This window comes from Bacillus sp. CH_70 (genome assembly GCF_038007045.1).
Lineage (GTDB): Bacteria > Bacillota > Bacilli > Bacillales > Bacillaceae_G > Bacillus_A > Bacillus_A cereus.
The window spans coordinates 747,501-773,587 of the sequence record NZ_JBBOWL010000001.1 but is presented as its reverse complement, the minus strand read 5'-3'; the positions used below and the strand labels follow the sequence as shown (position 1 = coordinate 773,587).

The window sequence follows — 26,087 nt, the reverse complement described above, 5'->3', positions numbered from 1 at the left end:
GAAGACCTCCTACGTTCTTAAATGTTTTCCGGGATATATATTTATAATGTGCTTGATTGGAATTACAGTAACAAAAATTGTAAGAAAAATTATAAAAACAACATTGCATATCAATACATATAGTGTTAACGGTTTTACTAAGTATGTCTGAAAGTAAGTATGAATTGTTCCCGAAAATATTTCTAACGTAATAAAAACTAAGAACATCGCTGCTAGAGAAATAAACAAAATTTGAATATATAGTTCGCAGTAAATAGATATATTAGAAGCACCTACTGCTTTTTTTAATGAAATCTCTCTTTCTTTTTTATAAATCCAAAATAAAACCGCAGAAATGCCAGAAACAATTGCAACAAGAATAAATTTATAATAATACTTATTTGCTGGATCTATATGTGTCACATGTAGTTCCTGAAGATCTCGTTCATTCAGTATTTGAACATCTCCCGAAAGCACTTCTTTACTCCTATCCATAAACTTTTTTATTTCGTTATGAATAGATGATGTAGGATTAACAACTGTTAATTGTAATTGTTTACTCGCGATAATACCTTTTTTAGATATAGTAGGTAAGTTTTGAAGTGGAACGTATATACCTGCTACACCGACGTCACTGTCTTTTCTTGATATAGTTCCTATTTTTTTATATGTATCATCAAATTCATATAACTCCTCTACATTCGTTTGATCGCCAACAACCATATCGTTTACATTTTCACGATGAAAATATTGTCCTTCAGAAATATATGGCTTCCAATAATAATCATCTTTTAAGTTCACAGCTATGATCTTTGTTGCCCCTGAACTATTTAATGCTTTTAAATGCTCTACATAAATATCACTTTTAACAAAAGTATCTTGTATGAAAGGAATTATCTCTTCCAATTCAGTTGCATTCGCTATCGGAACAGTTAAAATTTGATTCTTCTCTGGAAAACCGATTTGAAAAGCAGATATAAAGTTTCGTTTAGACTCTGTTAAAAGTGCGGCTATTGATATAGAAAGAAAAGAAATAAAAAATGACATAAAGAGAATTAAGAAAAACAGTTTATTGCTTTTTATATTTTTAAAAGCTAGGTACATGTCTGTGCTCCTTTTAAATAAGAAGGAGATGATGAACATCCCCTTCTCCTTATCCAAGTATTTATAAAGACAACTGTTTAATGCTTTTTACCACTGTAATCGTAAGTTACCGTTACTATCAAAAGTACCTTTGTGTGTATCTTCTTGATAGTCATTATTCTCATTTGCATAATGCTCCGAGTATAGTCCTTTTGCCCCAAAGGCGTTATATGCACCATTACTCACAGTTGCGTTTAATGCTCTTCCAGATTCATGGGACCCTAATTTGTCTGAAGCGCTTTCAATATATGAATTATTTCCATTTGATTTAATAAAAGAAATTGCTACTGAACAACGAGATGCATTTTGATTCGTAGTAGTTTGAGCTCTGTAAGATAGTAGGTTACCGCTTTTGTGACCGCTTAGAGTTGGATAGAATGCACTTGTTGAGATTGATGTTGCTAATAATATTAAAGTCGCAATCGAAAAAACCTTTCCCTTCATTAACAATCACCTCGTAAATTAAATAGTTTTGTAGCGCTACATCGTCATAATACCTCTCAAGTAAATTCTCCTCAATAAGACACCCCAATGTTTTACAAACTCTTTAAACACTTAAACATTCATACATTTTTAAAAAGTAACGTATAAGTAGCAATATAAAAAGGCTGCAGAGAAATTCTTCTCCACAGCCTAATATTTATTTTTGCAAAAACGCCTGCAAATCTGCAAACTGTCTCTTTGCATCTTCATAGCCTTGCTCGTATAAATTTTGTAGTTTTGCTGTATCTTTTTCCATACGATCTACTTGAAGCGACACTTCTGGGCGAATAACAAATAAATTACCAGCTTGCTCTTCTTTTTCAATATAGTGAAGTGTTTCATTATACACTTCATAACGATTCAACATCGTGTTAACAAGATTCGGATATTTTTTATAAGCTTTTCCTGCAATCCATCCGAATTTTGATTTTTTCTTCGCGTAACCATGATTTCTCGTTAAAATAACGACTGATTTTTTAAATCCATCTTCCTGTGCTTTACGAACTGGAATTGGATCAGAAATCCCGCCATCTAATAACTGCTTACCACGATAATTTACTACTGGTGCAATGAAAGGCAATGAACTAGACGCTTGTAATAAATTTAGTGCATCATCATTCGTTCCTTCTTTCTCAAAATAAACAGATTGTCCAGTTTCACAATCCGTCGTTCCTACAAGGAAACGTTCTGGGCTATTAAAGTATGTTTCAAAATCAAACGGAACATGCTTTTCTGGAATTTCATGAAAAATGAAATCCATATCAAATAGCTGACGTTTTCTCCATAAGTTTTTATACGACAAATATTTCGGATGTGATGCATAATCAATATTGACCGTTTTATTTCTATTTCTTTGTCTGGAAAGATACGACGCTGCATGACAAGCACCAGCTGATACACCGATTACATATGGAAAATATAAATCTTGTTCCATAAAGTATTCTAATATCCCACCCGTATATACACCACGCATACCGCCGCCTTCTAATACTAACCCCGTATTTTCAAGCATGTTACTCTCTCCTCTATATATATTGACTCTTTAATTATTCACCATGTTAAGTATCTTTTTCTATTATATATGAGTTCTTTCAGAAATTATATTTAAAAGACTTGAGAAAAAGGAGTTTTTTCTTCCAATTATATTTCCAAATGATCGGAGACATCCTTTATAAACCTTTGAATAAAGTCTTGCTCTTCTTTCGTATATCCATCTAAAAGTAACAACCACTTTTCTTCAGCTTGCTTATGCAATTTTTCATGAGCTTTATATATTTCATTTCCGCTTTCCGTTAAGCTGAAGAAGATTTCTTTTTGATTATCTAACATTTGCATCTTCTCAACGAATTGCTTTTGAAACAACTTCGTACAAATTTTAGAGATTGCTCCCTTCGTCATGCCCATTTCTGTCGTAATTGCCGTTACATTCATCAAACCATTTTTTCCGATACATTCGATTACATGTAACTCAGATAAAGACATACTACTTACACCTGTCTCACGAAGAAACTTCTCGTTTTGTCGTTTTAAATGTTCTTCTTTTTTATGCAAAAGTGTACGAATGTCCGACAGTATTTCCATTTGCTTCGTTGTATGCTTCAATCCGTTCGCCTCCTAAGTTTCCAAAGAAACAATTTAACTATATACCATTTTAAAATTATTTTTTCATCTTTACAAGTGAGAAAATCATGTTAAAATAAATTTAGTTTCCAAGGAAACCAAAAATACAAGGAGGTTAACAAGATGAAAAAATCTAAACTAACTTTCATTTTATATGTTGTCTGTATTAGTGCCTTACTCGGTTCCTTCGCTCAAAATATTTACACACCTATCTTACCGATGATTCAAAATTCTTTTCACACTTCTCTTTATCTTGTAAATGTAACAGTTTCACTTTTCACATTCATTCTTGCAATTATGCAGCTCGTATATGGACCTTTAATTGATACAAAAGGGAGAAAATCTGTCCTTATCCCTAGTTTAGTCATTAGTACAATTGGTTCAATCGGATGTGCTTTTTCGGCAAACATTTATTTATTTCTCTTTTTTAGAGCTGTTCAAGCTATAGGAATAGCGGCTATACCTGTAGTTTCAGCAACGATTATCGGCGATTTATTTGAAGGAAAAGAACGCGGAGAAGCGATGAGCCTATACCAAATGTTACTTGCCCTCGCACCTGCAATGGCTCCTCTCATAGGTGGATTTCTTGGCAGTATAAATGGTCACTTATCTGTATTTCTCTTTTTATCTACACTTGGCATTATCTTATTAATTATAAACATTTCACTACTTCCAGAAACAAAGCCAAATGTAATTAAGCAGTCTAAAGCACAAAAGAACTACTCTCTTATCTTAAAAAATAAAACTGGATTTTCTATTACTCTTATTGGCTTCATTCAATTTTGTATTTACTTTTGCTTTCTCGTTTTTTTACCGAGCATTTTAGCAAATTCATTTTATCTAGTTGCAAGTGAAATTGGTCTTATGTTTGTACCAATGTCTCTTTCTATCATGCTAGGAAGTTTTTGCTACAAGTTTTTGCAAAAACGCCTCACAACAAAGCAAACTTTATTTATTACGAGTTACTTCAATATTATATGTGTCTTTTTATTCTCTTTCATATATAACATCAATATCCCATTCATCATTATCGTTACATCTTTGTACGGTTTTAGTATGGGACTTTCTATGCCAACTCACACTACTTTATTAACAGAAGAATTCGTGCAAGAACGTGCAACAGCTATCGGTATGTACAACTTCATCCGCTATCTTGGTATGGGCACAGGGCCACTTATAGGTGGATTTCTTTTATTTAACCAAAATTACTTTTGGATTTTCTTCCTAGGCGCAATTATGTTTTTACTTGTAATCTTATATGCAATGAAAATGCTAAGTTTTCATTCTGTACAAAAAGCAAAATAGAGCCCCCAAAAAGGTCGGCTCTATTTATCCTCTTTGATCCGCAACAATATGAATATCAATATACTTTGTTTGTCTCATAATTTCATTTACAATAGAGCCTTTTCGTATTTCTTCCCACCTTGTTCTAGCCGATTGTCCAAGTAAAATTTGCGTCACCTGTAATCTTTTTGCCACTTCAATAATAACATCTGCTGGCTTTCTTCCCTTTGCTTCTTCTAATACAAAACTTGCATCAAATTGATTCGTGAGCGTCTTCCACTCTTCAATTGTTTGTTTTTTACCAGCTGAAAGAGAGTCTATATTTTCTCTTTCAACATTTAATACATACAATTCAGCATTTAACCGATCAGCCATGCGCCATCCCCGTCTTATTAATTTCTCCGCTGTTGAACTGTATTGTACACAAACAAGAATTTTTTCTTTTACGCCAATTGGTTCTATTACTGTTTGGCTAATTTTCTCGTCCATATCATCGGCAACCTCGCGAAGTGATAATTCCCTAAGTGCTCCTAAATTATTAAGCGTAAAGAAATTTTGTAAGCTTTGCTGAATTTTTTCTTCTTTATATATCTTTCCGTCTATTAACCTCTTCCGAAGTACTTCCGGTGTTGCATCAACGAGCTGAATTTCATTTGCTTTTTGTAAAATAAAATCTGGAACTCGTTCTCTTACTTTTACATTCGTAATTTGAGCTACAATATCATGAACACTTTCTAAATGTTGAATATTAAAAGCTGATAATACCGATATACCAGCCTCTAACAATTCCTGCACATCCATATAACGTTTTTTATGCTTAGAACCAGGAACATTACTATGCGCAAGTTCATCCACTACGACTACTTGCGGCGCGCGTTTTTTTATTCCTTCCACATCAAGCTCATAAAATACCTTTCCTTTATACTGTATTTCTTTCAAAGGAACTTTTTCTAAATCAGCAATTGCTTCTTCCGTCTCTTTTCTTCCATGCGTTTCAATTAAACCAATTACAATATCAATTCCATCTTTTTTCATTTCCCTTGCATCAAAGAGCATTTTATAACTTTTTCCTACGCCTGGAGCTGCTCCTACATATAACTTTAACTTTCCGCGATTTTGCTGACGAATATATTCTAAATATTCCTCTGGCGTTCGCCTTTGAAACTTCGGTTCATAATCATCTGCATACAAAATAAACACTACCTTTCATTCGAAACAACGCTACCTCAATCCGTTAGATTGAGGTAGCACTGTTACTATTTCATTAATTTTTGTAATGCTAAATTTAGCTTTAAGACATTCACTCGATCTTCTCCAAATAAACCAAGTGCAGCACCTTCTGTTTGATCTTTAATCAATTGATTAAGTTTTTCTTTCGAAATATTCGTTAATTTTGAAATGCGATCCACCTGCACCGAGGCCGCCTTTGGACTAATATCAGGATCAAGCCCTGAACCTGAATTTGTCACTAAATCTATAGGTACTTCTGTTACTGGAACGCTCGGATTTTGTTTCTTCCACTCTTCAATACTTTTCTCTACTCGTTTCTCTAAATCTGGATTAGATGGTGCATAGTTATTTGAACCAGATGCTTCAGCCTTATATTCAATACTAGAAACACGCCCTTGAAAATAACGTGGATCCGTGAAGTTTTGCCCGATTAATTTAGAACCAATCACTTCATTTTTATCATTATATATTAGACTTCCATCCGCATTATCCTTCATCACGGCTTGTGCAATACCAGTAACAATAAGTGGATATACAAGTCCACACAACACTAGAAATGTAAAAGTAATACGGATAATTGGTGATAGTATACTTTGTTTCTTTTCCATCTTTTTCCCCTCTTCCTTATATGAACAAGCCGACAATTATATCAATTACTTTAATTCCAATGAACGGAACGATAACTCCGCCAAGCCCATAAATAAGTAAGTTTCGGCTAAGCAATGCATTAGAACTCATCGGTTTATATGCAATACCTTTCATCGCTAACGGAATGAGTAATGGAATAATAACAGCGTTAAATATTAATGCTGATAAAATCGCTGACAGTGGTGATGTTAACTTCATTATGTTTAGTGCTTCCATTTGCGGAATCGCAAGTGTAAACATTGCTGGAATAATTGCAAAATATTTCGCTATATCATTCGCAATACTAAATGTCGTCAATGCACCACGTGTCATTAACAATTGCTTACCAATTCCTACAACCTCAATAATTTTCGTTGGATTCGAGTCTAAATCAATCATATTTGCTGCTTCTTTCGCAGCTGTCGTACCACTATTCATCGCTAATCCAACGTCAGCCTGTGCTAATGCCGGAGCATCATTTGTACCATCACCTGTCATCGCTACAAGTTTCCCTTTATCTTGCTCTGCTTTAATAACCGCAATTTTATCTTCTGGTTTACACTCGGCAACGAATTCATCTACTCCTGCTTCTTTTGCAATCGTTGCTGCTGTTAACGGATTATCACCTGTACACATAACCGTTTTAATCCCCATTTGACGCAACTGTTCAAAACGCTCACGCATACCCGGTTTTACTGTATCCTTTAAATAAATTAAACCGTAAATACGATTATCTACTGCAACTACAAGTGGTGTTCCGCCCTCTTTTGAAATTAAGTCTGCTTTTTGATTTACATCTTTCGGAATTGTTCCACCTTGTGACCCAACCCATTCAATAACAGCACCGACAGCACCTTTTCTCACTTTCGTTCCGTCTTGTAAATCAACACCGCTCATTCTCGTTTCTGCTTTAAACGGAACAAACTCCCCTTGTTCTGCAAGTTCTCTATTATATGATATAGATTTTCCCTGCACATACTCGATAACAGATCGACCTTCTGGCGTTTCATCTAAAACAGAACTAATAGCAGCCCACTTTCCAACTTGCTCAATCGTTTCATTTCCTACAGGCAATAATGTATGAGCCATCCGGTTTCCAAAAGTAATTGTACCTGTTTTATCTAAAATAATTGTATTAATATCGCCCGCAGCTTCTACTGCTTTCCCTGACATCGCTAACACGTTAAATTTTGTCACCCGGTCCATCCCAGCAATACCAATCGCTGATAGCAAACCACCAATTGTCGTTGGAATTAAACATACTAACAATGCTACAAGTACAGCTGTATCAATTTGAAAACCTAAATAATTTGTAAAAATCGGCAACGTCACAACGACGATCAAGAAAATAAGAGTTAAGCTCGTTAATACTGTATTTAAAGCAATCTCATTCGGCGTTTTTTGACGAGCAGCTCCTTCTACTAAAGAAATCATTTTGTCGATAAATGATTCACCAGGATTACTCGTAATAACAATTGTAATTTCATCACTTACCACCATCGTTCCACCTGTTACGGAACAAAAATCACCGCCTGCTTCTTTTATAACAGGAGCTGATTCCCCTGTAATTGCAGATTCATCTACAGATGCTAATCCTTTGATTACTTCGCCATCATTCGGAATCATTTCTCCTTGTTTTACGATAACAACGTCACCTTTTCTAAGATCAGTTGCTGAAACTTGGACAATGTCTCCATTTTCTTTTACAACATTTGCAAACACATCTTTCTTCGACTGCTTTAAAGAATCGGCTTGTGCTTTACCACGGCCTTCTGCTAATGCTTCTGCAAAATTCGCAAATAAAACTGTAAATAATAGAATGAGAGAAACTGTTATATTAAACCATCCTGGTATACTACTAGAACTGCTTGGAAGAAAAGATAAAATGAACGTAATGATAAATCCAATTTCCACAACGAACATAATCGGATTCTTTATCATGACTTTCGGATTCAATTTCGCAACGGATTGTTTCATCGCATGTGTTACGATATCACGATCCATCGTTTTCGCTTGTCTAACTTCATCTTCTACAGCATGTATTTGTGACTTATTTAATTGTTTTTCTTTTACTACTACCGGTCTCATCATTTACCCTCCATTACTTCAATGTAAGAAATTCTGCAATTGGTCCGAGTACTAACATCGGGAAAAATGTTAATGCACCGACAATTACAATCGTTCCGATGAAGATGCCACCAAATAAACTATTATCTGTACGGAACGTTCCAACTGTTTCTGGCACTACCGTTTTTTCTTTCAACGAAGCTGCCACAGCTAGCATCGTAATTAAACTGAAGTAGCGTCCTAAAAACATAACTAAACCAGTCGTAATATTCCAAAACGGTGTATTATCTCCTAATCCTTCAAATCCAGATCCGTTATTCGCAGCTGACGATGTATATTCATATACAACTTGTGTTAAACCGTGGAAACCGGAATGAGAAATAGCATCCGTTCCTAAATTTGTTGAAAGAGCTAATGCCGAAAATCCTAAAATGAGCAATGGATGAAATAAAATCGTGACTGCGATTAATTTCATTTCCTTACCTTCAATCTTTTTACCTAAAAACTCTGGTGTCCGTCCAACCATTAACCCAGATATAAACACCGCGATAATTGCATACATAATAATGTTTACAAAGCCTGCTCCAACTCCGCCATACACTGTATTTAACATCATATTTACGAGGGGAACTAGACCACCAATTGGTGTTAACGTATCATGCATCGTATTAACAGCGCCTGTTTCAGCAGCTGTCGTTACTGTTGCGTATAGTGAAGAAAATACTGTTCCAAATCGTACTTCTTTCCCTTCTGTACTTCCTTGTACATGTTCGATACCCATTCCATTTAATGCCGGGTTCCCGTTTAGTTCAGATGTCGTAATCGTTATAAACCCTAGTAAAAATACCATAAATAGTGACACGAAAAGGATGCGGCCTTGTTTTTTATTTCCGACCATTCGTCCGTACGTAAATGGAAGCGCTGTTGGTAATAACATCATAAGCATCATTTGCAAAATATTACTCATTTGTCCTGGATTTTCGAAAGGATGCGTAGAGTTTGCTCCGAAAAATCCACCGCCGTTATTTCCAAGTTCCTTAATGGAAACGAATGATGCAACAGGTCCACGTAATATACTTTGCTTTGCCCCATCAATTGTTTGTGCTGTAACCGCTCCATCTAACGTTTGCGGTACGCCAAGTGCGACAAAAACTAGTGCCGCAATAAATGCGATAGGAAGAAACACTCTCGTTAACGCTCTCGTAAAATCAACGAAAAAGTTACCAAGTTCTTTTCCAGCAAGTCCTCTTATAAAAGCCATAACGAGCGCTAATGTCGTTGCTGGTGCCGCAAACATTAAAAATGTAATCCCGATTAATTGTGATAAATAGGATAAACCATTTTCACCGCTATAATGCTGTAAGTTTGTATCAGCCATAAAACTAATTGCTGTATTAAAAGCGAGCGTAGGCTCCATCCCTTCAATATGCGCTGGATTTAGTGGCAGCACACCTTGTAATCTGAAAATGAAGTATACGACAACGATCATAAATCCATTTAATAAAACTAATGATAATGCGTACTGTTTCCACGTTTGATTGTATGCTTTTACACCCGTAATTTTAAAAATAAGTTTTTCAAAAGGCCCGAATACTTTATCTAACGTTTTGCTACCTTGAAAAGCTTTTTCTAAATAAATCCCCGTTGGCTTTGCTACTAAAATAAATAAGAGCATTGTAATAATGACTGCAACCCAAATCATAATGAATGATTCCCCCTAATTAAAACTTCTCTGGATTTAATAATGCATACACTAAATACACTGTAATTGCTGCGACAATAACCGATAAGACAATCATCATGATTGCTTTCCTTCTTTCACAACTTTATCTGACCAACTTGCAAGACTTGCCATCGATGCAACTAATAAAATAAAAATCCCGACCATTACAACATCTAACATAACTATCCCTCTCTTCTTTTTTGTAAAAATTTACCATTAAAATATTAAAAAAGAACACTGAGCTCTACTCAGTGTTCAAAAAATGAACAACAAAAAGTAAACCTCCTCTCTAAACGCTTACGAGGTTAGCTGTCGGATTCGGGCCTAAAGAGTAGCCCTACTTTCAAAACTGAAAGATTCACCCCAAGTGACGATGCACAAAATTGGTTCCCCCGCTCCATTTCTGGAACTCAGCGATTTTAGGTTTTTTTGGAAATTTTATGAATGATTTATGAGAGTAAATATACTCCTCTATTTTTCACTTGTAAAGGGGTAAATTTCTGAAAATAATAATATTTACATTCATTTAAACGCTTACATTGAAGTTTATTAATATCATTTCATCTATTTTCTTTATTTCTCTTCTCTTTTCTTAAAAATGACCTTTTAAATATGAAATAAAAAGAGCGAATGACATGAAGTGCATAGCTTGTTGCACTCAGCATTCGCTCTTTTTTATTCAACCTTTATTCTCCTCGTAAAAATGCACGTAAATTTCTCCCACGAATATAAACTTGTGTCAATTCTGCATGTAGCTGCTCATACTCGGTAATATCCATCTCTAAATACAAAGCATCTTTTGATGGTAATATAATATATGGCCCTGGAAAAAGGGGATCAATCTGGACCAATTCTTGAACTCGCTCTACCGATACTGCCCAACGATTTGCTATATCTCCAAGTAATAGTACCTTCATCATTTCTTCCCCCGCCCTATTCAAAAAATAAAAAAGAAATATTATCACAATTTGTAAACACGACAAACTTAGCTCCAATTGTTTCATAGAGCCTCGCTGGATATCGTTTATTCCTTGTAACAACAGTAATAGGTGCTTGAAAAGAAAAACGAATGTGTTCTGTGAAGAAACTAACGATTGGAAGCTCATCCCCTAGTAAAATGACCTTCTTAATACACTCACAAATACTAGTAAAATCCTGCTCCTTACTACAACTATAAGTCCAATCAAACCCACAATTCCTAACTTCAGCCGCTACCTCTTCATTTGCTGTAAAAATAACTAACTCATGTTGAAATGCAACTAGATCTCTTAAACTATTTACCTTACTTTCTTCTCCAACACAAATAAGTGTTAGTTCCATGTACCTCATCCTCCTTAGTATAAAAGAAATCAAACATAGATTGATATTCCCCTATACTAATCAGATCGATGAAGTGATGTATCCATCATGGCACCGTCCTCTCTCAAGACGCTTACGAAGTTAGCTGTCGGATTCGGGCTTTGAGAGTAGCCCTACTTTCAAATTTGAAAGATTCACCCCTAGTGACACTGCACAAATTGGTTCCTCCGCTCCATATAATTGGACTCAGCGTTTACAAAAAAATATATTCTGGCTGATATATTACTCCTGTATTTTGAAAAAGTAAACAGAAAAAAAGCCAGTTATAAAACTGGCTTTTCACTTATCTATACACGCGTTCTATTCACTTTATACGCAAAATGATTCGTCGGTCCATGACCACTACCAATATTCAATGGCTCTTCAATTGCTATACTAATAAATCGTTTTGCTTCTTGAACAGCATCTTCAATTGAGTATCCTTTCGCAAGTCCTGCTGTAACCGCTGAAGCAAATGTGCACCCACTTCCGTGCGTTTGCTTTGAAGGAATTCGCTCGCTTCTAAACTCAATAAATTCTTCTCCATCAAAGAGGAAATCAATTACTTCATTACCTTGATATTCTGCATGTCCGCCCTTCATAAGCACATATTTAGCACCTAATTCGTGCAATACTTTTGCAGCTTCCTTACTATCTTCAACATTATGAATCTCCATCCCAGTTAACACTTCTGCTTCTGGAACATTCGGTGTTATAACGGTTGCTACTGGTAATAAATATTCTTTTAATGCATGAACTGCTTCTTGCTGTAATAATGATGCACCGCCTTTTGCGATCATAACGGGATCTAGCACAATATTATTCCAGCCAAATTTTTTAATTTGTTCTGCAACAATTTGAATTATTTCACTACTAAATAACATTCCTAGTTTCACTGCATCTGGTGTTAAATCCGTACCAATTGAATTCAGCTGTTCTGTAATACCTTCTAACGGAACAGGATATACCCCTTGAACGCCAAGCGTGTTTTGAGCAGTAATTGCCGTAATAGCCGTCATTCCGTATACTCCAAGCTCTTGGAATGTTTTTAAATCTGCCTGAATTCCAGCACCGCCGCCGCTATCAGACCCTGCAATTGTTAAAGCTTTATTCACTTTCATCCCACTCATCCTTTTCTATCCAAAATAGCGATGATAAATCGTTTTTGCTTCGCTTATATCTTTCGTTCCATGTACGAGCACACGGCCATCTTTAAAGGCGACTAACCTCTTGTCTTCAACAGAAAATGATAGTAAATATGGATTTACATTTAAATCATTCACGCGACCTTCCAGCAACTCTTTATATTGTTCAAAATTCATTTCCTCTTTATGAGGTGGTCTAATTTGAACTGTATTTCGCCCGCATAAAACTGCTGTTTTTGATGTGTTCTCTTTATTTAAATACGGATATAATGCATTCTCTCCGCATGAAGAACAATTATGCTGGCGAAGCTTTTGCACATTCATACATGAATACTCATTCTTCCACATATCAAACGATACAAGCCCATCTCGAAGTGATTCGTAATCTTCTACTAACAGTTTAAGAGCTTCTGTTACTTGATGAGAAACGACAAGAGATACAGCAGGTGATATAATACCCGCTGTATCACATGTTGCCCCGCCAAGCGGAATCGACTGCAATAAACATGATAAACATGGTGTTTTACTAGGAATGATTGTATAAGAAAGACCGTAACTACCTACACATGCACCGTAAATCCATGGAATAGAATATTTTTGTGCTATATCATTCACAATAAAGCGTGTTTCAAAATTATCAGTCGCATCAATCATTACATCAACGTTTGTAACAAGTTCTTCTAGCTCTTCAGCTGTTACGTCTTGAACGAGAGCTTCTATTGTTACATCGCTATTAATCTCTTCTAAACGTTTTTTAGCCGCTATAGCTTTCGGAAGATTATTCTTTACGTCGCTCTCTGCATACAATTGTTGTCTTTGTAAATTACTCCAATCTACATAATCACGGTCAACAATTGTTATCTTGCCAACACCTGCTCTTACAAACATCTCTGCATTTGCACTACCTAATGCACCTGCACCGATAATAAGTACATGCTTTTCTCTTATCTTTTGCTGCCCTTCTGCTCCAATTGGAGAAAATAGTTCTTGGCGAGAATATCGATTATTCAACTACGCTCATTCCTTCTAAAGGACTACTTGCAGTTGCACAGCGCTTACGTGCAATACGACCTGCTTCAAATCCTAAACGTCCTGCTTCAATACTTAGTTTCATTGCCTGTGCCATTTTAATAGGATCTTTTGCTCCTGATACAGCTGTATTTAATAACACGCCATCTGCTCCTAATTCCATTGCAAATGCCGCATCAGCTGGGCTACCAATACCAGCATCAACGATAACTGGTACTGTCGCTTGTTCAATAATGAAGCCCAAATTTAATGGATTTACAATACCAAGTCCTGATCCGATTGGAGATGCTCCTGGCATAATCGCATGCACGCCAAGCTCTTGTAATTTACGTGCTAATACAACATCATCAGATGTGTACGGAAGTACGATAAATCCTTCTTCCAGTAACATTTCAGATGCCTTTAACGTTTCTACCGGATCCGGTAATAACGTTCTATCATCACCAATAACTTCTACCTTTATCATGTCACAAAGCCCAGACGCTTTTGCTAATTTTGCAATGCGAACAGCCTCTTCAGCATTTTTTGCCCCTGCTGTATTTGGTAATAACGTATATTTTTTCACATCAAGTTTCTCTAATAAATTAGGTTGCTTTGCATCAAAGATATCCATACGACGTACTGCAAACGTTAAAATTTCAGCTTCAGAAACGTCAATTGCCTTTTGCTGTACGTCAAAATCAGGGAATTTACCTGTACCTAATAAAAGTCTAGAATGAAATGAAAATGGTCCAATGTTCAACATAATCAACCGCCTCCTACGAAAGTTACAATCTCAATTTGATCTCCATCAAAAACAGATGTATCTGTATGATCATCTTTTTGTAAAATATCTTTATTACGCTCTACTACAACAATTCTGTTATCTAGCTCTAAATGTGTAAGTAGCTCAGCTACTGTTTTTACACTCGCTGGCACTTCAATTTGGTTACCATTAATTTTTAATCTCAAACTTCCATCCCCTTTCTAAACTCTTCTAGAAAGCAATGAATCTAGCAAATGATTCTCTTGCTTTCCTTCTATTAAATCAGCCATATATTGGCCAGAAATAGGACTTAATAAAATACCGTTCCGATAATGGCCCGTGCAAGCATATAAACCTTTTATTTCTTCATGCTCTCCCATATAAGGAGCTTCATGATTCGATTGTGGTCTTAATCCTGCCCACGTGCTTTCCCATTCTGCTTCTTTTAAAGCTGGCAATATTGTATAAGCACGCTCCAATATAGAAGTTATACTTTCTGGCTGCACAGTTTTATTGAACGTATGGGGCTTCATTGTTGCCCCAATTACGTAACGTCCACCGCGCTTTGGAGCAATGTAAAATCTTTCTTGAAAAATAGGTGCTTTTAAAAGTTGTTTTCTACTTTTTACCGCAACCACTTCTCCTTTAACTGGATATGTACCCCAATCGCGGTGAAAATAACTGAGTAACTTCGTGCTCCATGAACCTCCTGCAATAACGACTTTCTCACATGTGACAATACCTTCACTTGTAATAACTCCAGTCACTTTATTATTTTCAATACGAATATCAAACACTTCTGTCTGTTCATATATATCAGCACCTGACATTGCCGCAGAATGTGCGAATGCTTTCGTAAGCTCTGGTGCAATAACATGACCGTCTTTCGGATAATATACTGCTCCTATAATAGATTCGGATAGATACGGCTCTTTTTCCCGCACATGGTCTCCCGTTAGAAAATAGGAATCTTCACCTGTTTTTTGCTGCCAATCCATAATGTGAAGAATTCTTTCCTTCTCATCTTCATTTTGAGCAATACGATAAATTCCTTTTTCTTCATATCCAATATCAATACCCGTCTTTTCACGTAAAACTGCTGCAAGTTGTGGAAATATAGCTCGGCTTTCTCTAGCAAGTTCAAATAGCGGATCATACGCATCCCATTCTGCCTGAACACCAAGTAGACCAGCAGCTGCTTTTGAAGCTTCCGATGCAATTCTTTGCTTCTCTACAATCGCTACTTTATGTCCTCTTTCTGCTAGAAAATGTGCAACTGAACTACCAATTACACCACCACCAATAATCGCTACATCATACTTCTCACACATGTTTTTCCGCCCACTTTCTTATTGATTCCTTATAAGATTTCGCTTTGCTATACGGGTCACTACTACTTACAATTCCGGACATAACTGCTATACCGCTTACACCGTTAGTAAGGACATCCACTGCGTTTTCTGGAGTAATTCCTCCAATTGCTGTAATCGGTATAGATAAACACCTTGCAATGTCAGAAATTTCTTCAAGCCCTCTCGCTGGCACACCTTTTTTACAATCTGTCGGAAATACATGACCATAAACGAGTGAATCCGCTCCATTTTTAAATGCTACTATCGCTTCATCTAGCGAATGCACAGAATAACCGACATGCAAATACGAAAACTTTTCTTTCACTGACTTTACATCTGTGCTTCGATACCCTAGTTGAACACGAGGAATATTTAATAAAATGGCAATATCAATTCGATCATTTATGACAATTTTAGAAGCCGGAAAGCCTTCCATTAAAAGACTTTCCACACCTTCATATAACTCCTTCGTACTCTTCTCACGCTCACGAATATGCAAATAATCAATCTCACTCTCAATTTGCACCGCTACATTCACTAACTCTTCGAATGGCATATGGCCATTTGAGATTACGTGGAGCTCATTTTTCATATTCATTCGCCTACTTTAAAATATTTTCGAATAGTTCATCGGCTGGAACGGTTTCTTTCGTCATTCCTTTGTCCTTCAGCCATTTATTTTGTTTCTCCCAAGATTCTTTTGAATCTGATAAAAATGGCTCATCTTTCGTTTCCATCTTCTCTAATAAAATTTTCATACTTTCCTTTTCAACTTCTGGCACAAGTGGGAAGTTTTCTTTTTCTTGATGATTTAATAAAATATTCAATGCTTCATCTGGGTTTTTCTTCATGAAATCATAGCCTTTTTTCGTACCACGTAAGAAAGCTTGCAACGCTTCTTTATCTTTTTTCAACGTTTTATCACCTGTTACAAACACAAGTTCATGATAGTTCGGTACTCCGTAATCAGCTGGATTAAAGTAAGCTGGTTCATGGCCTTCATGACGCATAACCGGTACTTCATGATTAATGTATGCCCCTGTTACCGCATCCACTTTTTTCGTAATTAAGGCTGGTACTAAATCAAATCCAACATCAACTACTTTCACTGTATCAGGATTACCACCAGCTTCTTTTACCATCGTTTTTAAATACATCTCACTTAAAGGTGTTCCAGAATATCCTACTGTTTTTCCTTCTAAATCTTTCGGTGATTGAATACCCGCTGATTTCAGCGATACGACATGATTTAATGGTGAACGTACGACAGCCCCAATTGATTTCACTGGAATTTGCTCATTTGCTCTTGCCATAACAACATCTGGCTGATAATACAAGCCAACTGTCACCTTCCCTGCTGCTGCCAATGTTAATGGATCAGTCGGATTAGAAGGGAATTTAATATTTACCTTTACACCTTCTTCTTTAAAGTATCCTTTTTCAATTGCTGCATAAATAAAGCTATGTACCGCATTTGGATACCAATCTAACATGACTGTTATTTCTTTCTCTTTTTTACTTTTTTCTGATGCTGAATTACTTGAACATCCTGTAATCATTGCAATTAATAATGTAAACACAAAGATGCGCTTTAAAAATTTCATGAATGCTTCCTCCAACTAATGAATTTCTTTTCTAATATGGAAATAAGTACGACGAAGAAAATAGCTAATAATGATAACAATACAATGGGTGCAAATACGCCAGCTCCATCTAACTGCGTCATCATTCTCTTACTGAAATATCCAAGTCCAGCTTGTGCACCGAGCCATTCTCCAATTGCTGCTCCGATAACACTAAGCGGAACTGCAATTTTTAAAGCTGAGAAAAAATAAGGAAGAGCAGACGGCAACTTTAATTTAAGAAAAATATCTCTTTTCGTTGCTCCATATGTAACTAAGAGCTCCTCCCATTCTTTTTTTGTACTACGCAGTCCATCATACGTATTGACCGCAATCGGGAAAAACGTAATTAAAACTGTGACAACAACCTTACTCCAAATTGTGTATCCAAACCATAAAACAAATAGCGGAGCAAGCGCAGTAATCGGAATCGTTTGTGAAGCAACTAATAATGGATAAAATGCTCTTTCCATCCATGTACTCGCATTCATTAACATCGCTAGCCCTACACCTAATACGATAGAAATAACAACACCTATTAAAACGACGTATAACGTTGCAGGTAAATGAACCGTAAATAATATGTCTTTTAGTTTCCATATCTTCATTACAATCGCAGACGGTGACGGTAAAATGTACATCTCATCTACAATTCTTGCTCCTATTTCCCACACAGCTAGTAAAATACTAGAAAGTGTAATAGCAGGAACTAATTCTTTCAATCGGTTCATCACACAAGTACCTGCCTTTGTAACATACTAAGAAGCTCATCTTTCAGCGCTAATACTTCCGGTTTATATAAATCTTTTCGTGTTCTGTTATGATCAAGTGGTACAATCCGCTCAGTCAAAGTCGTTATCGGCTGCTGTTCCACTACTAAAACTCGGTTCGAAAGAAATAACGCTTCTTCAACATCATGAGTAATGAATAAAATTGTTTTTTCCCACTCTTGCCATTGTTCAAACAGCCATTCTTGCAAAGAGGCCTTCGTTAAAGCATCTAACGCGCTAAACGGTTCATCTAATAACAATATCTCCCCGCCCGTTAACAAAGTTCGGATAAAAGATACGCGTTGCCTCATACCACCAGATAAATCTTTCGGATGTTTTGTCTCATATCCTTGTAAACCAAATTTATATAACAGTTCCTTTGCCTTTACTTGTGCTTCTTTCTTCTGTACACCTTGGCACTCTAGCGGCAGAGCAGCATTCTCAATAATTGTTCTCCACGGCAAAAGCATATCTTTTTGCGGCATATATCCTACAGGATGGTGCTTTGTTTCTGTCAGTTCTATCTTTCCAGTACTTACCTTCTCTAGGCCTGTAATAAGGCGAAATAAAGTACTTTTCCCACATCCACTCGGTCCGATAATACTGACAAACTCTTTCTCATGTATAGAAGCATTTAATTCATGGATGATTGGTTTCTCATCGTAATGAAAAGAAACATTATGAAACTGTAGTATGTTCTTGCTCCTCAAATCCCCACATCTCCTTACGATAGGACATATCCCAGAATAAATATTCAAATCGACTGGAATATAAGAAAATCTCCTCTAATCTATCTAGTTCTTTCTCAGACTTTCCAACTGCCATTTCATTTAATAAATCTATTAACCAAATACAAAGATTACCGTATTCTTCCGAACTATACCCTTGAATCCACTCACCAAAAAACTCATGATCTCTTGCTCCAGGAATATCATTTAAACGCTTTCCAATTTCCCAGTAGCTCCACATACATGGAAGAAGCGCTGCTATTAATTCTGCAAGTGTGCCATTTTGAGATACAGACATCATGTAATTTGTATAAGCTAAATTTTTAGCAGATGGCTTTGCAGACTCTATCTCCTCTATAGAAATTCCAAGTCTTTTTGCATATTGTTTATGGATTGTCATTTCGCCATTTAATATTCCATCAATTTGTTCAGCGAACTTTCCCATTACTTGTGGATTCGTTGCTTTTACAACACCAATCGCATATAATTTTGCATAATCTAGCAGATATAAATAATCTTGAATAATATAATACTGAAATTTATCTTTTTCTAACGTGCCATCTCCCATACCCACTACAAACGGATGATTATGACTCATCTCCCAAACCGGTTGCACAGTTTCTAATAATCTATCGCAAAATTTCATTTCTCTATCCCCTTTCAATATATGTATCTAAATAAAAAACCACTTCTATATATAAGAAGTGGTTACAGCAAATAAAATTATACATTTATTCGATGTTCCACTTCCCTTCGCTAGTATTACCTAGATCAGGTGTTATAAGGGTTAAGGATTATTCCTCTCTCAGCAAATCAAGCACCCCTAGTGGTTTCAATATGAAATTTTCAAATAAAAAAGCCCCGTTTCTATACGCAAAGAAACGGGGACTCATTGTTAGTGTCCGAATTGCTTCCCTACGCTAGCATAATCTAGATCAGGTAATAAAAAGGATCAAAGGCTTACGGCCTACTCTCAGCTGGCAACACCAGCTCTCCTAGCAAACTATAAAATTATCACTGTCAGTATAACACCCTAATAAGACATCATCAACTATTTTAATTTTCTTAATTATCAACAAAAAAATTAAAGTTATACAATACATACATTCTATTTTAGAAAATAAAACTCCAATTAATTGTTTAAAAAGGAATCATTATCCTCAAAAAATTTATTTTTATATTGATTTCATATTACATTTATGTGAATACACCCACTATATTATATCTTTATACTATAATAAAATTACAACTATACAACTAGAGGAGGTCTCTATTCCATGAATATGAAAGCTACTGCTTTAACAGCAACTACTGTAGCGATTGCTTCTTTACTTCCTTCTATGGGTGAAACAAATGTACAAAAAGCAAACGCTGAACAATTATCTAATGTTAAAACTGGGTATGTCAAAGTCGATCAAGTAGCATTACATACAGAAGATAACGTAAAGAGCACATCAATTGATACAATTCGCTTTAATACAAAAGTGAACATCCTTGAAACAACTAATGGTTGGTATAAAGTATCTGTTCATAATAAAGTAGGTTATGTACAAAAAGATGCTATTTTACTAAAAAACAAACTTCAATCTAATGATCAATACATCGTCAATGCTAATGCATTAAACGTTCGCTCTGAACCTAATTTAGAATCTTCCATTTTAGATGTATTACCAAATGGCAAGTTTATTACCGTTCAAGAAGATCAAGGCGAATGGTATAAAATATCACATAATGGCCAAACGGGTTACGTACAAAAAGCATTCATCTCTAATGGTTCACAACCCTTAGTAAAAGGAATCACCGTTCAAAATAATACAAAATATACTGTTGCAACACCTAATCTGAATGTACGTAGCAACACTAGTACAAGTAGCGCTCTACTCGGTTCATTACAAAACGGTACACAAGTACAAGTAGTAGAAACTGTAGGAACTTGGTATAAAATTCGTTTTGGCACAGGATACGGATATGTAGCAAAACACTATGTAGTACAAAATCAACCACAGGCTAAAACAGATCAGCCTTCATCTATTCCAGCTGCTTTCAAATTCCCTGCTCAAGGAAGAATTAGCTCAACCTTTGATATACGATGGGAACAAATGCATTATGGTATAGATATTGCTGCTCCAGGGAACGTCTCTATCCAAGCTGCTGCTGCAGGTAAAGTTGTGAAATCTTATTATTCAGCTAGCTATGGCAATGTTGTGTTCATTGCGCATCAAATCAATGGGAAATTATATACAACTGTTTATGCTCATATGAAGGATCGCACTGTACAAACTGGTGATCAAGTACAAGCTGGACAATTAGTAGGTCATATGGGCAACACAGGTCATTCATACGGGCAACATCTTCATTTTGAATTACATAATGGAGAATGGAATTTTGAAAAAACAAATGCAGTAAATCCACTGCCATATTTAGTTCGGTAAATTGTATGCCACGCAATATACCTCTTATAATTGAATACGCAGCCTTTTTAGGTTTAATCTGTTGTTTAATCATTTACAATACAAACATTGTATTTTTATCTATTATTATTGCTTTTGTTGCATTAGAAATTATGATGGAATCATTTCAAGTGCAACTAAAACAAAAAATTGCCCATATTTATAACGCTATATTTCTTTTGAGTGCTCTCATAACAAATATAATTAGTAATGGCTTTTATTTATCTACTGTATTTCCAGTATTCTTTATGGCTGTTTTATTATTTGTAGCTAGATATATTAATGTCCCTTATAACCAAAAACAAAAACAAGAACAAGAAGCTTAGAAAGAGGAGACACTGTGTACCAATCTTTCAAAGATGCTCCAATAAAATACATATTGCATTTGTATAAGAAAGCCAATACTTTTTTTGGTATACAAGGAAGTTATACTGCACAACTTCTCCTATATGGAATGTTGTTTCTTGTTTTAATCACTTTCTCCTTGTTTTACTAACAAAAAAGGATCTCACATAAACTGGAGATCCTTTTTAATTTATATTAATTTTTCATATCGAAAATATTGTTTATCCACAAGCATATTTTTCATAAATAAAGCTCAGATTATATTTTTTCTCTAAGCTCATTCGTTGTTCGTCATCGCACCAATAGAAAAGAATATCATGAATCGTTGCGTAACGCTTATTTTTAAGAAATAGCCTAAAGAATGATGGTAAACAATCATGTAATTGTATAAATATATAATTGCGTAGTGTTTCTTCTTTATATTCAATGCCCTTACAAATATACAGTAATTCTTCACAATAATATGCATGCTGTGGAACTTGTATCATCTCGAAAAATGGCACATAAGATAGTAGCTTTCCAATAAAATGACCGTATCGATCCATTACTCCTATCGTCATATGCTCCATCATTTCTTTCATTACATATAAATAATCATCTACATGTGTTGTCTTTAATGGGTCTAAGCGATCGGAAATTTGAGATAATACAGCTCTTTGACATGCTAAAACTGCCTGACTAGGTCCATAATATGATAGGAAATCTGTACACTTACGATATTTCCGTAATAAATCATGTGTATATAAATCATATACGAAAGTATTACAATACATTGCTAAACTCATCATATCACTATTTAATTGCTCTTTTGATAATGATTTCGCTCTCTTGCACATATAAAAGAATGTAAATTCCAATACTTCTTTATGAGATAATAAATGTTTACAATCGGTTATACATTTCTCATTAAATTTAACTCTATCCCAAATTTCAATATCCCTATCTGTCAATTCACCTATACGATATTTAATAATTAAATAGTTTAAAGCAACTGATTGCGTCAAAAGATCCCATGTTTCATATTCCAATGAAGTATGAACAAACTCAGCTAATCCTTGTGCTATCATAAAAGCATTTGCCTCTTCATACCAACCAATCTCTTGGCATAAGCGAAGAATACGCACTAAAGTTGGAATTTCATCTTTATGAAACTGCGGTAAATTCTTTACTTTATTCATGCCATATACGATAAATGCCGCTAAATTTTCTTCTTTATAAAATTCTTTCTCTTTCCATACTAATATAGTTCGTTCTTTCCCCTCACCTTTTGGGTGACAAGGTACAAGCAAAGAAAATAATTCAGCAAAATTATTTGGTTCTATATATGTATCTGTAACCAAATTCCAATTTGGATCGCCCTGTACAGCCTTCATATAATTCCCCTTCCCTTTTCATCTATGTAGGAAATATTAATTTATTATCGTACCACTAAAAATTAATATTGTTATATTCAAAATCTCTCATAATACTTATATCTATCAGTATATCATCTTTTCTCTTATTAAAAATGAAGAATAACAAATTTAAAAAAACTGTGGAAATTATTAACCATATCCTTATTATATAATGTCTCAGATACATCACGCTAACATATTAGTTTAATCCATATATACTAGAATAATGCATCTGAACTTTATATATAATTTAGCTCTTTATGAGTGACCATTAAAATCTCGGTTAATTAAAGTTTCAATTTACTCTGTACGCTCTGAGATTTCGCTCAAGGCAAATCCAGCTTGATCATCTGCCGATTCCCTTATAGCTAAATCTCCTAGTGCTAACATGCCAATAAGCTGACCACTATCAACTACTGGTAACCGTCTAATTTGATACTGTGCCATTAGCTCTGTAGCTTTTTCAATAGAATCATTTGGAGAAACTGAGATAATATTTGTTGTCATTACATTTGTAATTTTATTAGATCCAGGATGTTTTTCAGCAATCCCTCGAACAACTAAATCTCGATCAGTAACAAGCCCAACAACCTGCTCATTTTCAACAACAGGAATTAACCCAACCGATTCTTCCTTCATTTTTACAGCTGCCTCATATACATTGTCTAGCGGTGTACAATGTACAATATGGGTACTCATTAAGTCTCTAACTCGTGTCATTATTTATTTCCTCCTTTTTATACATACCATAGCTTTTCCAAAATTCCTTTATTTATTTCTGGAAAGTAAAATGATAAAAAGGATCAACAAAATAAAAAAGAGCCAGCATAATGCTGACTCTTTTTTGTATGACCCGTACGGGATTCGAACCCGTGTTACCGCCGTGAAAGGGCGGTGTCTTAACCACTTGACCAACGGGCCATGGCTCCGCAGGTAGGACTCGAACCTACGACCGATCGGTTAACAGCCGATAGCTCTACCACTGAGCTACTGCGGAATAATATATGGTGGGCCTAAATGGACTCGAACCATCGACCTCACGCTTATCAGGCGTGCGCTCTAACCAGCTGAGCTATAGGCCCATATACTTTACAGGGGCAGTAGGAATCGAACCCACACTGGAGGTTTTGGAGACCTCAGTTCTACCTTTAAACTATGCCCCTAAATGATGCCGGCTAGAGGACTTGAACCCCCAACCTACTGATTACAAGTCAGTTGCTCTACCAATTGAGCTAAGCCGGCATAAAAAAATGGTGGCTCGGGACGGAATCGAACCGCCGACACGAGGATTTTCAGTCCTCTGCTCTACCGACTGAGCTACCGAGCCAACATAAATGGCGGTCCCGACCGGGGTCGAACCGGCGATCTCCTGCGTGACAGGCAGGCATGTTAACCACTACACCACGGGACCATTTGGTTGCGGGGACAGGATTTGAACCTGCGACCTTCGGGTTATGAGCCCGACGAGCTACCGTGCTGCTCCACCCCGCGACAATATTAAATTAAAAAATGGAGGAGGTAGAGGGATTCGAACCCCCGCGCGACTCTCGCCGCCTGTCGGTTTTCAAGACCGATCCCTTCAGCCGAACTTGGGTATACCTCCATGAAGGAAAAAAATAAATATTTTATTATTATATGTCTAAACCATTTTTAAAAATGGAGGAGGTAGAGGGATTCGAACCCCCGCGCGATTCTCACCGCCTGTCGGTTTTCAAGACCGATCCCTTCAGCCGAACTTGGGTATACCTCCGAGACATATATTAAATAAAGTGGAGCCTAGCGGATCGAACCGCTGACCTCCTGCGTGCAAGGCAGGCGCTCTCCCAGCTGAGCTAAGGCCCCATGTTTTTTTGAATATCGGGAAGACAGGATTTGAACCTGCGACCCCCTGGTCCCCAAACCAGGTGCTCTACCAAGCTGAGCCACTTCCCGTTAATAAAAGCGCGCCCGAGAGGAGTCGAACCCCTAACCTCTTGATCCGTAGTCAAACGCTCTATCCAATTGAGCTACGGGCGCATATGGTGCCGAGGGCGGGGGTCGAACCCGCACGGTGGTCACCCACCGCAGGATTTTAAGTCCTGTGCGTCTGCCTGTTCCGCCACCCCGGCATGTCATATTGAAAATTGGAGCGGAAGACGGGATTCGAACCCGCGACCCCAACCTTGGCAAGGTTGTATTCTACCACTGAACTACTTCCGCAAGACATGTATGAGTTATTTTATTAAAAGTGCGGGTGAAGGGAGTCGAACCCCCACGCCAAAGGCGCTAGATCCTAAGTCTAGTGCGTCTGCCAATTCCGCCACACCCGCATGTTTTATTAAAAATGGTGAGCCATGAAGGATTCGAACCTTCGACCCTCTGATTAAAAGTCAGATGCTCTACCAACTGAGCTAATGGCTCTTAATGGCTGGGCTAGCTGGATTCGAACCAGCGCATGACGGAGTCAAAGTCCGTTGCCTTACCGCTTGGCTATAGCCCATTAATTAAGAATGGTGGAGGGGGCAGATTCGAACTGCCGAACCCGAAGGAGCGGATTTACAGTCCGCCGCGTTTAGCCACTTCGCTACCCCTCCGACATATATGGTGGAGGATGACGGGATCGAACCGCCGACCCCCTGCTTGTAAGGCAGGTGCTCTCCCAGCTGAGCTAATCCTCCATTTTGCCTGGCAACGTCCTACTCTCACAGGGACAAGGTCCCCAACTACCATCGGCGCTAGAGAGCTTAACTTCCGTGTTCGGTATGGGAACGGGTGTGACCTCTCTGCCATCATTACCAGACTGTATTCATTTAAGACAAGAATCATTTTAACTTATTTACTTTTAAAAGTCAATAAGTTTTTTTATATTCTTTCAAAACTAGATAACATTGCTTCATATTATATGGTTAAGTCCTCGATCTATTAGTATTCGTCAGCTCCACATGTCACCATGCTTCCACCTCGAACCTATCAACCTGATCATCTTTCAGGGATCTTACTAGCTTACGCTATGGGAAATCTCATCTTGAGGGGG

The 26,087-nt window shown here is 36.6% G+C and carries 28 protein-coding genes, 20 tRNA genes, 2 rRNA genes and 4 riboswitches (1 of these 54 only partly in view); of the genes, 3 read left to right on the top strand and 47 right to left on the bottom strand.

Annotated elements, in window-relative coordinates; all coding sequences use genetic code 11:
* Nucleotides 1-9: 9 nt before the first annotated feature.
* The 4 genes from N2V79_RS03915 to N2V79_RS03900 form a co-directional block, all read right to left on the bottom strand.
* A complete protein-coding gene (locus N2V79_RS03915; RefSeq protein WP_340719583.1) occupies nt 10-1,083 on the bottom strand; it encodes an ABC transporter permease in 1,074 nt (357 codons plus the stop codon).
* A gap of 87 nt (nt 1,084-1,170) precedes the next feature.
* The gene (locus tag N2V79_RS03910; RefSeq protein WP_141548272.1) at nt 1,171-1,566 is read right to left on the bottom strand and encodes a hypothetical protein; all 396 of its coding nucleotides are present in this window, start codon (nt 1,564-1,566) and stop codon (nt 1,171-1,173) included.
* 196 nt (nt 1,567-1,762) lie between these two features.
* Entirely contained in the window at nt 1,763-2,617 is an 855-nt protein-coding gene (locus tag N2V79_RS03905) for a patatin-like phospholipase family protein (RefSeq protein WP_340719582.1), read from the bottom strand.
* Between the two features lie 128 nt (nt 2,618-2,745).
* The gene (locus N2V79_RS03900; protein WP_088022289.1) at nt 2,746-3,207 is read right to left on the bottom strand and encodes a MarR family transcriptional regulator; all 462 of its coding nucleotides are present in this window, start codon (nt 3,205-3,207) and stop codon (nt 2,746-2,748) included.
* Nucleotides 3,208-3,348: 141 nt separating this feature from the next.
* Here N2V79_RS03900 and N2V79_RS03895 point away from each other — a divergent pair, with 141 nt between their 5' ends.
* Nucleotides 3,349-4,530, top strand: coding sequence for an MFS transporter (locus tag N2V79_RS03895; protein ID WP_340719581.1), 1,182 nt, complete (start codon nt 3,349-3,351; stop codon nt 4,528-4,530).
* Nucleotides 4,531-4,554: 24 nt separating this feature from the next.
* Here the strand turns inward: N2V79_RS03895 and kdpDN are convergent, their stop codons facing one another.
* From kdpDN to tenA, 19 genes are all read right to left on the bottom strand, one after another.
* Nucleotides 4,555-5,709 carry a KdpD-like non-kinase potassium sensor gene (gene kdpDN, locus N2V79_RS03890; protein ID WP_002195165.1) on the bottom strand — a complete coding sequence of 385 codons (1,155 nt, stop codon included), beginning with the start codon at nt 5,707-5,709 and terminating at the stop codon, nt 4,555-4,557.
* 56 nt (nt 5,710-5,765) lie between these two features.
* Complete coding sequence (gene kdpC, locus N2V79_RS03885; protein WP_075719630.1) at nt 5,766-6,347, bottom strand: K(+)-transporting ATPase subunit C; 582 nt, start codon at nt 6,345-6,347, stop codon at nt 5,766-5,768.
* A 16-nt stretch (nt 6,348-6,363) separates the two neighbouring features.
* Nucleotides 6,364-8,454 (bottom strand): potassium-transporting ATPase subunit KdpB, encoded by a 2,091-nt coding sequence (gene kdpB, locus N2V79_RS03880; RefSeq protein ID WP_029441657.1) that lies wholly within the window; start codon nt 8,452-8,454, stop codon nt 6,364-6,366.
* Between the two features lie 13 nt (nt 8,455-8,467).
* Nucleotides 8,468-10,135 carry a potassium-transporting ATPase subunit KdpA gene (gene kdpA / locus N2V79_RS03875; RefSeq protein WP_000638328.1) on the bottom strand — a complete coding sequence of 556 codons (1,668 nt, stop codon included), beginning with the start codon at nt 10,133-10,135 and terminating at the stop codon, nt 8,468-8,470.
* Nucleotides 10,136-10,154: 19 nt separating this feature from the next.
* Nucleotides 10,155-10,232: a K(+)-transporting ATPase subunit F gene (gene kdpF, locus N2V79_RS03870; protein WP_223153441.1), complete on the bottom strand. Its 78-nt coding sequence runs from the start codon at nt 10,230-10,232 to the stop codon at nt 10,155-10,157.
* On the bottom strand, nt 10,232-10,336 hold the full coding sequence (locus N2V79_RS03865) for a SipW-dependent-type signal peptide-containing protein (protein ID WP_000887894.1): 105 nt from the start codon (nt 10,334-10,336) through the stop codon (nt 10,232-10,234). Before N2V79_RS03865 ends, kdpF begins: the two co-directional genes overlap by 1 nt.
* Before the next feature lie 100 nt (nt 10,337-10,436).
* Nucleotides 10,437-10,582: riboswitch (cyclic di-AMP (ydaO/yuaA leader) on the bottom strand.
* Between the two features lie 134 nt (nt 10,583-10,716).
* Nucleotides 10,717-10,839 (bottom strand): hypothetical protein, encoded by a 123-nt coding sequence (locus N2V79_RS03860; protein ID WP_001034421.1) that lies wholly within the window; start codon nt 10,837-10,839, stop codon nt 10,717-10,719.
* A gap of 3 nt (nt 10,840-10,842) precedes the next feature.
* Nucleotides 10,843-11,076: a hypothetical protein gene (locus tag N2V79_RS03855; protein WP_002025339.1), complete on the bottom strand. Its 234-nt coding sequence runs from the start codon at nt 11,074-11,076 to the stop codon at nt 10,843-10,845.
* A gap of 13 nt (nt 11,077-11,089) precedes the next feature.
* The gene (locus tag N2V79_RS03850) at nt 11,090-11,476 is read right to left on the bottom strand and encodes a hypothetical protein (protein WP_000424087.1); all 387 of its coding nucleotides are present in this window, start codon (nt 11,474-11,476) and stop codon (nt 11,090-11,092) included.
* 93 nt (nt 11,477-11,569) lie between these two features.
* Nucleotides 11,570-11,717: riboswitch (cyclic di-AMP (ydaO/yuaA leader) on the bottom strand.
* An 85-nt stretch (nt 11,718-11,802) separates the two neighbouring features.
* Complete coding sequence (thiD, locus tag N2V79_RS03845) at nt 11,803-12,615, bottom strand: bifunctional hydroxymethylpyrimidine kinase/phosphomethylpyrimidine kinase (protein ID WP_029441655.1); 813 nt, start codon at nt 12,613-12,615, stop codon at nt 11,803-11,805.
* Between the two features lie 15 nt (nt 12,616-12,630).
* Complete coding sequence (thiF, locus tag N2V79_RS03840) at nt 12,631-13,650, bottom strand: thiazole biosynthesis adenylyltransferase ThiF (protein ID WP_098251182.1); 1,020 nt, start codon at nt 13,648-13,650, stop codon at nt 12,631-12,633.
* Nucleotides 13,643-14,413 (bottom strand): thiazole synthase, encoded by a 771-nt coding sequence (thiG, locus tag N2V79_RS03835; RefSeq protein WP_000931980.1) that lies wholly within the window; start codon nt 14,411-14,413, stop codon nt 13,643-13,645. Before thiG ends, thiF begins: the two co-directional genes overlap by 8 nt.
* 2 nt (nt 14,414-14,415) lie before the next feature.
* On the bottom strand, nt 14,416-14,619 hold the full coding sequence (gene thiS, locus N2V79_RS03830; RefSeq protein ID WP_088022297.1) for a sulfur carrier protein ThiS: 204 nt from the start codon (nt 14,617-14,619) through the stop codon (nt 14,416-14,418).
* A 15-nt stretch (nt 14,620-14,634) separates the two neighbouring features.
* Entirely contained in the window at nt 14,635-15,744 is a 1,110-nt protein-coding gene (thiO, locus tag N2V79_RS03825; protein WP_088022299.1) for a glycine oxidase ThiO, read from the bottom strand.
* A complete protein-coding gene (gene tenI / locus N2V79_RS03820; protein ID WP_088022301.1) occupies nt 15,737-16,357 on the bottom strand; it encodes a thiazole tautomerase TenI in 621 nt (206 codons plus the stop codon). The genes thiO and tenI overlap by 8 nt, the downstream gene beginning before the upstream one ends.
* 10 nt (nt 16,358-16,367) lie before the next feature.
* Nucleotides 16,368-17,369, bottom strand: coding sequence for an ABC transporter substrate-binding protein (locus N2V79_RS03815; RefSeq protein WP_000670422.1), 1,002 nt, complete (start codon nt 17,367-17,369; stop codon nt 16,368-16,370).
* Nucleotides 17,366-18,118, bottom strand: a complete 753-nt coding sequence (locus tag N2V79_RS03810; RefSeq protein WP_001080857.1) for an ABC transporter permease — start codon at nt 18,116-18,118, stop codon at nt 17,366-17,368. The genes N2V79_RS03815 and N2V79_RS03810 overlap by 4 nt, the downstream gene beginning before the upstream one ends.
* Nucleotides 18,118-18,867 carry an ABC transporter ATP-binding protein gene (locus tag N2V79_RS03805; protein WP_001256790.1) on the bottom strand — a complete coding sequence of 250 codons (750 nt, stop codon included), beginning with the start codon at nt 18,865-18,867 and terminating at the stop codon, nt 18,118-18,120. Before N2V79_RS03805 ends, N2V79_RS03810 begins: the two co-directional genes overlap by 1 nt.
* Complete coding sequence (gene tenA / locus N2V79_RS03800; protein WP_000666826.1) at nt 18,836-19,531, bottom strand: thiaminase II; 696 nt, start codon at nt 19,529-19,531, stop codon at nt 18,836-18,838. The genes N2V79_RS03805 and tenA overlap by 32 nt, the downstream gene beginning before the upstream one ends.
* An 85-nt stretch (nt 19,532-19,616) precedes the next feature.
* Nucleotides 19,617-19,720, bottom strand: a riboswitch (TPP riboswitch).
* Between the two features lie 60 nt (nt 19,721-19,780).
* Nucleotides 19,781-19,892, bottom strand: a riboswitch (TPP riboswitch).
* Between the two features lie 270 nt (nt 19,893-20,162).
* On the opposite strand from tenA, the gene N2V79_RS03795 reads away from it, so the two are divergent.
* On the top strand, nt 20,163-21,317 hold the full coding sequence (locus tag N2V79_RS03795) for an SH3 domain-containing protein (protein ID WP_001056045.1): 1,155 nt from the start codon (nt 20,163-20,165) through the stop codon (nt 21,315-21,317).
* 5 nt (nt 21,318-21,322) lie between these two features.
* The gene (locus N2V79_RS03790; protein ID WP_001137818.1) at nt 21,323-21,661 is read left to right on the top strand and encodes a hypothetical protein; all 339 of its coding nucleotides are present in this window, start codon (nt 21,323-21,325) and stop codon (nt 21,659-21,661) included.
* Nucleotides 21,662-21,901: 240 nt separating this feature from the next.
* Here the strand turns inward: N2V79_RS03790 and N2V79_RS03785 are convergent, their stop codons facing one another.
* The 24 genes from N2V79_RS03785 to N2V79_RS03670 form a co-directional block, all read right to left on the bottom strand.
* On the bottom strand, nt 21,902-23,053 hold the full coding sequence (locus tag N2V79_RS03785) for a DUF3965 domain-containing protein (protein ID WP_000648915.1): 1,152 nt from the start codon (nt 23,051-23,053) through the stop codon (nt 21,902-21,904).
* A 321-nt stretch (nt 23,054-23,374) separates the two neighbouring features.
* A complete protein-coding gene (locus N2V79_RS03780; RefSeq protein WP_000199012.1) occupies nt 23,375-23,794 on the bottom strand; it encodes a CBS domain-containing protein in 420 nt (139 codons plus the stop codon).
* Nucleotides 23,795-23,923: 129 nt separating this feature from the next.
* Nucleotides 23,924-23,995: transfer RNA gene (locus N2V79_RS03775), tRNA-Glu, on the bottom strand.
* Nucleotide 23,996: 1 nt separating this feature from the next.
* Nucleotides 23,997-24,071 (bottom strand) — tRNA-Asn (locus N2V79_RS03770).
* An 8-nt stretch (nt 24,072-24,079) separates the two neighbouring features.
* Nucleotides 24,080-24,156, bottom strand: a tRNA-Ile gene (locus N2V79_RS03765).
* A gap of 10 nt (nt 24,157-24,166) precedes the next feature.
* Nucleotides 24,167-24,237, bottom strand: a tRNA-Trp gene (locus tag N2V79_RS03760).
* A gap of 6 nt (nt 24,238-24,243) precedes the next feature.
* Nucleotides 24,244-24,316 (bottom strand) — tRNA-Thr (locus N2V79_RS03755).
* A 9-nt stretch (nt 24,317-24,325) separates the two neighbouring features.
* Nucleotides 24,326-24,401: transfer RNA gene (locus N2V79_RS03750), tRNA-Phe, on the bottom strand.
* Nucleotides 24,402-24,409: 8 nt separating this feature from the next.
* Nucleotides 24,410-24,485 (bottom strand) — tRNA-Asp (locus N2V79_RS03745).
* A gap of 3 nt (nt 24,486-24,488) precedes the next feature.
* Nucleotides 24,489-24,565 (bottom strand) — tRNA-Met (locus N2V79_RS03740).
* Nucleotides 24,566-24,584: 19 nt separating this feature from the next.
* Nucleotides 24,585-24,677 (bottom strand) — tRNA-Ser (locus N2V79_RS03735).
* Nucleotides 24,678-24,731: 54 nt separating this feature from the next.
* Nucleotides 24,732-24,824: transfer RNA gene (locus N2V79_RS03730), tRNA-Ser, on the bottom strand.
* A gap of 20 nt (nt 24,825-24,844) precedes the next feature.
* Nucleotides 24,845-24,916 (bottom strand) — tRNA-Ala (locus tag N2V79_RS03725).
* Nucleotides 24,917-24,931: 15 nt separating this feature from the next.
* Nucleotides 24,932-25,006 (bottom strand) — tRNA-Pro (locus N2V79_RS03720).
* 10 nt (nt 25,007-25,016) lie between these two features.
* Nucleotides 25,017-25,090 (bottom strand) — tRNA-Arg (locus N2V79_RS03715).
* 3 nt (nt 25,091-25,093) lie between these two features.
* Nucleotides 25,094-25,182, bottom strand: a tRNA-Leu gene (locus N2V79_RS03710).
* A gap of 16 nt (nt 25,183-25,198) precedes the next feature.
* A tRNA-Gly gene (locus tag N2V79_RS03705) sits at nt 25,199-25,273 on the bottom strand.
* Between the two features lie 29 nt (nt 25,274-25,302).
* A tRNA-Leu gene (locus N2V79_RS03700) sits at nt 25,303-25,383 on the bottom strand.
* 15 nt (nt 25,384-25,398) lie between these two features.
* A tRNA-Lys gene (locus tag N2V79_RS03695) sits at nt 25,399-25,474 on the bottom strand.
* A gap of 4 nt (nt 25,475-25,478) precedes the next feature.
* Nucleotides 25,479-25,553, bottom strand: a tRNA-Gln gene (locus N2V79_RS03690).
* 11 nt (nt 25,554-25,564) lie between these two features.
* Nucleotides 25,565-25,647, bottom strand: a tRNA-Tyr gene (locus tag N2V79_RS03685).
* An 8-nt stretch (nt 25,648-25,655) separates the two neighbouring features.
* Nucleotides 25,656-25,731: transfer RNA gene (locus tag N2V79_RS03680), tRNA-Val, on the bottom strand.
* A 5-nt stretch (nt 25,732-25,736) separates the two neighbouring features.
* Nucleotides 25,737-25,853: ribosomal RNA gene (gene rrf / locus N2V79_RS03675) — 5S ribosomal RNA — on the bottom strand.
* A 102-nt stretch (nt 25,854-25,955) separates the two neighbouring features.
* Nucleotides 25,956-26,087 (bottom strand): 23S ribosomal RNA (locus tag N2V79_RS03670) (it continues 2,792 nt past the right edge of the window).

Excerpts from the sequence above, each read along its gene's own strand:
- kdpB (WP_029441657.1), bottom strand. The coding sequence starts at position 8,454 with ATGAGACCGGTAGTAGTAAAAGAAAAACAATTAAATAAGTCACAAATA.
- N2V79_RS03850 (WP_000424087.1), bottom strand. The coding sequence starts at position 11,476 with ATGGAACTAACACTTATTTGTGTTGGAGAAGAAAGTAAGGTAAATAGT.
- N2V79_RS03790 (WP_001137818.1), top strand. The coding sequence starts at position 21,323 with ATGCCACGCAATATACCTCTTATAATTGAATACGCAGCCTTTTTAGGT.
- N2V79_RS03785 (WP_000648915.1), bottom strand. The coding sequence starts at position 23,053 with ATGAAGGCTGTACAGGGCGATCCAAATTGGAATTTGGTTACAGATACA.
- N2V79_RS03910 (WP_141548272.1), bottom strand. The coding sequence starts at position 1,566 with ATGAAGGGAAAGGTTTTTTCGATTGCGACTTTAATATTATTAGCAACA.
- tenI (WP_088022301.1), bottom strand. The coding sequence starts at position 16,357 with ATGAAAAATGAGCTCCACGTAATCTCAAATGGCCATATGCCATTCGAA.
- kdpF (WP_223153441.1), bottom strand. The coding sequence starts at position 10,232 with ATGATTGTCTTATCGGTTATTGTCGCAGCAATTACAGTGTATTTAGTG.
- N2V79_RS03865 (WP_000887894.1), bottom strand. The coding sequence starts at position 10,336 with ATGTTAGATGTTGTAATGGTCGGGATTTTTATTTTATTAGTTGCATCG.
- thiG (WP_000931980.1), bottom strand. The coding sequence starts at position 14,413 with ATGTTGAACATTGGACCATTTTCATTTCATTCTAGACTTTTATTAGGT.
- N2V79_RS03905 (WP_340719582.1), bottom strand. The coding sequence starts at position 2,617 with ATGCTTGAAAATACGGGGTTAGTATTAGAAGGCGGCGGTATGCGTGGT.
- N2V79_RS03780 (WP_000199012.1), bottom strand. The coding sequence starts at position 23,794 with ATGACACGAGTTAGAGACTTAATGAGTACCCATATTGTACATTGTACA.
- N2V79_RS03915 (WP_340719583.1), bottom strand. The coding sequence starts at position 1,083 with ATGTACCTAGCTTTTAAAAATATAAAAAGCAATAAACTGTTTTTCTTA.
- kdpC (WP_075719630.1), bottom strand. The coding sequence starts at position 6,347 with ATGGAAAAGAAACAAAGTATACTATCACCAATTATCCGTATTACTTTT.
- thiD (WP_029441655.1), bottom strand. The coding sequence starts at position 12,615 with ATGAAAGTGAATAAAGCTTTAACAATTGCAGGGTCTGATAGCGGCGGC.
- kdpA (WP_000638328.1), bottom strand. The coding sequence starts at position 10,135 with ATGATTTGGGTTGCAGTCATTATTACAATGCTCTTATTTATTTTAGTA.
- thiO (WP_088022299.1), bottom strand. The coding sequence starts at position 15,744 with ATGTGTGAGAAGTATGATGTAGCGATTATTGGTGGTGGTGTAATTGGT.
- N2V79_RS03855 (WP_002025339.1), bottom strand. The coding sequence starts at position 11,076 with ATGATGAAGGTACTATTACTTGGAGATATAGCAAATCGTTGGGCAGTA.
- N2V79_RS03810 (WP_001080857.1), bottom strand. The coding sequence starts at position 18,118 with ATGAACCGATTGAAAGAATTAGTTCCTGCTATTACACTTTCTAGTATT.
- tenA (WP_000666826.1), bottom strand. The coding sequence starts at position 19,531 with ATGAAATTTTGCGATAGATTATTAGAAACTGTGCAACCGGTTTGGGAG.
- N2V79_RS03895 (WP_340719581.1), top strand. The coding sequence starts at position 3,349 with ATGAAAAAATCTAAACTAACTTTCATTTTATATGTTGTCTGTATTAGT.
- N2V79_RS03795 (WP_001056045.1), top strand. The coding sequence starts at position 20,163 with ATGAATATGAAAGCTACTGCTTTAACAGCAACTACTGTAGCGATTGCT.
- N2V79_RS03815 (WP_000670422.1), bottom strand. The coding sequence starts at position 17,369 with ATGAAATTTTTAAAGCGCATCTTTGTGTTTACATTATTAATTGCAATG.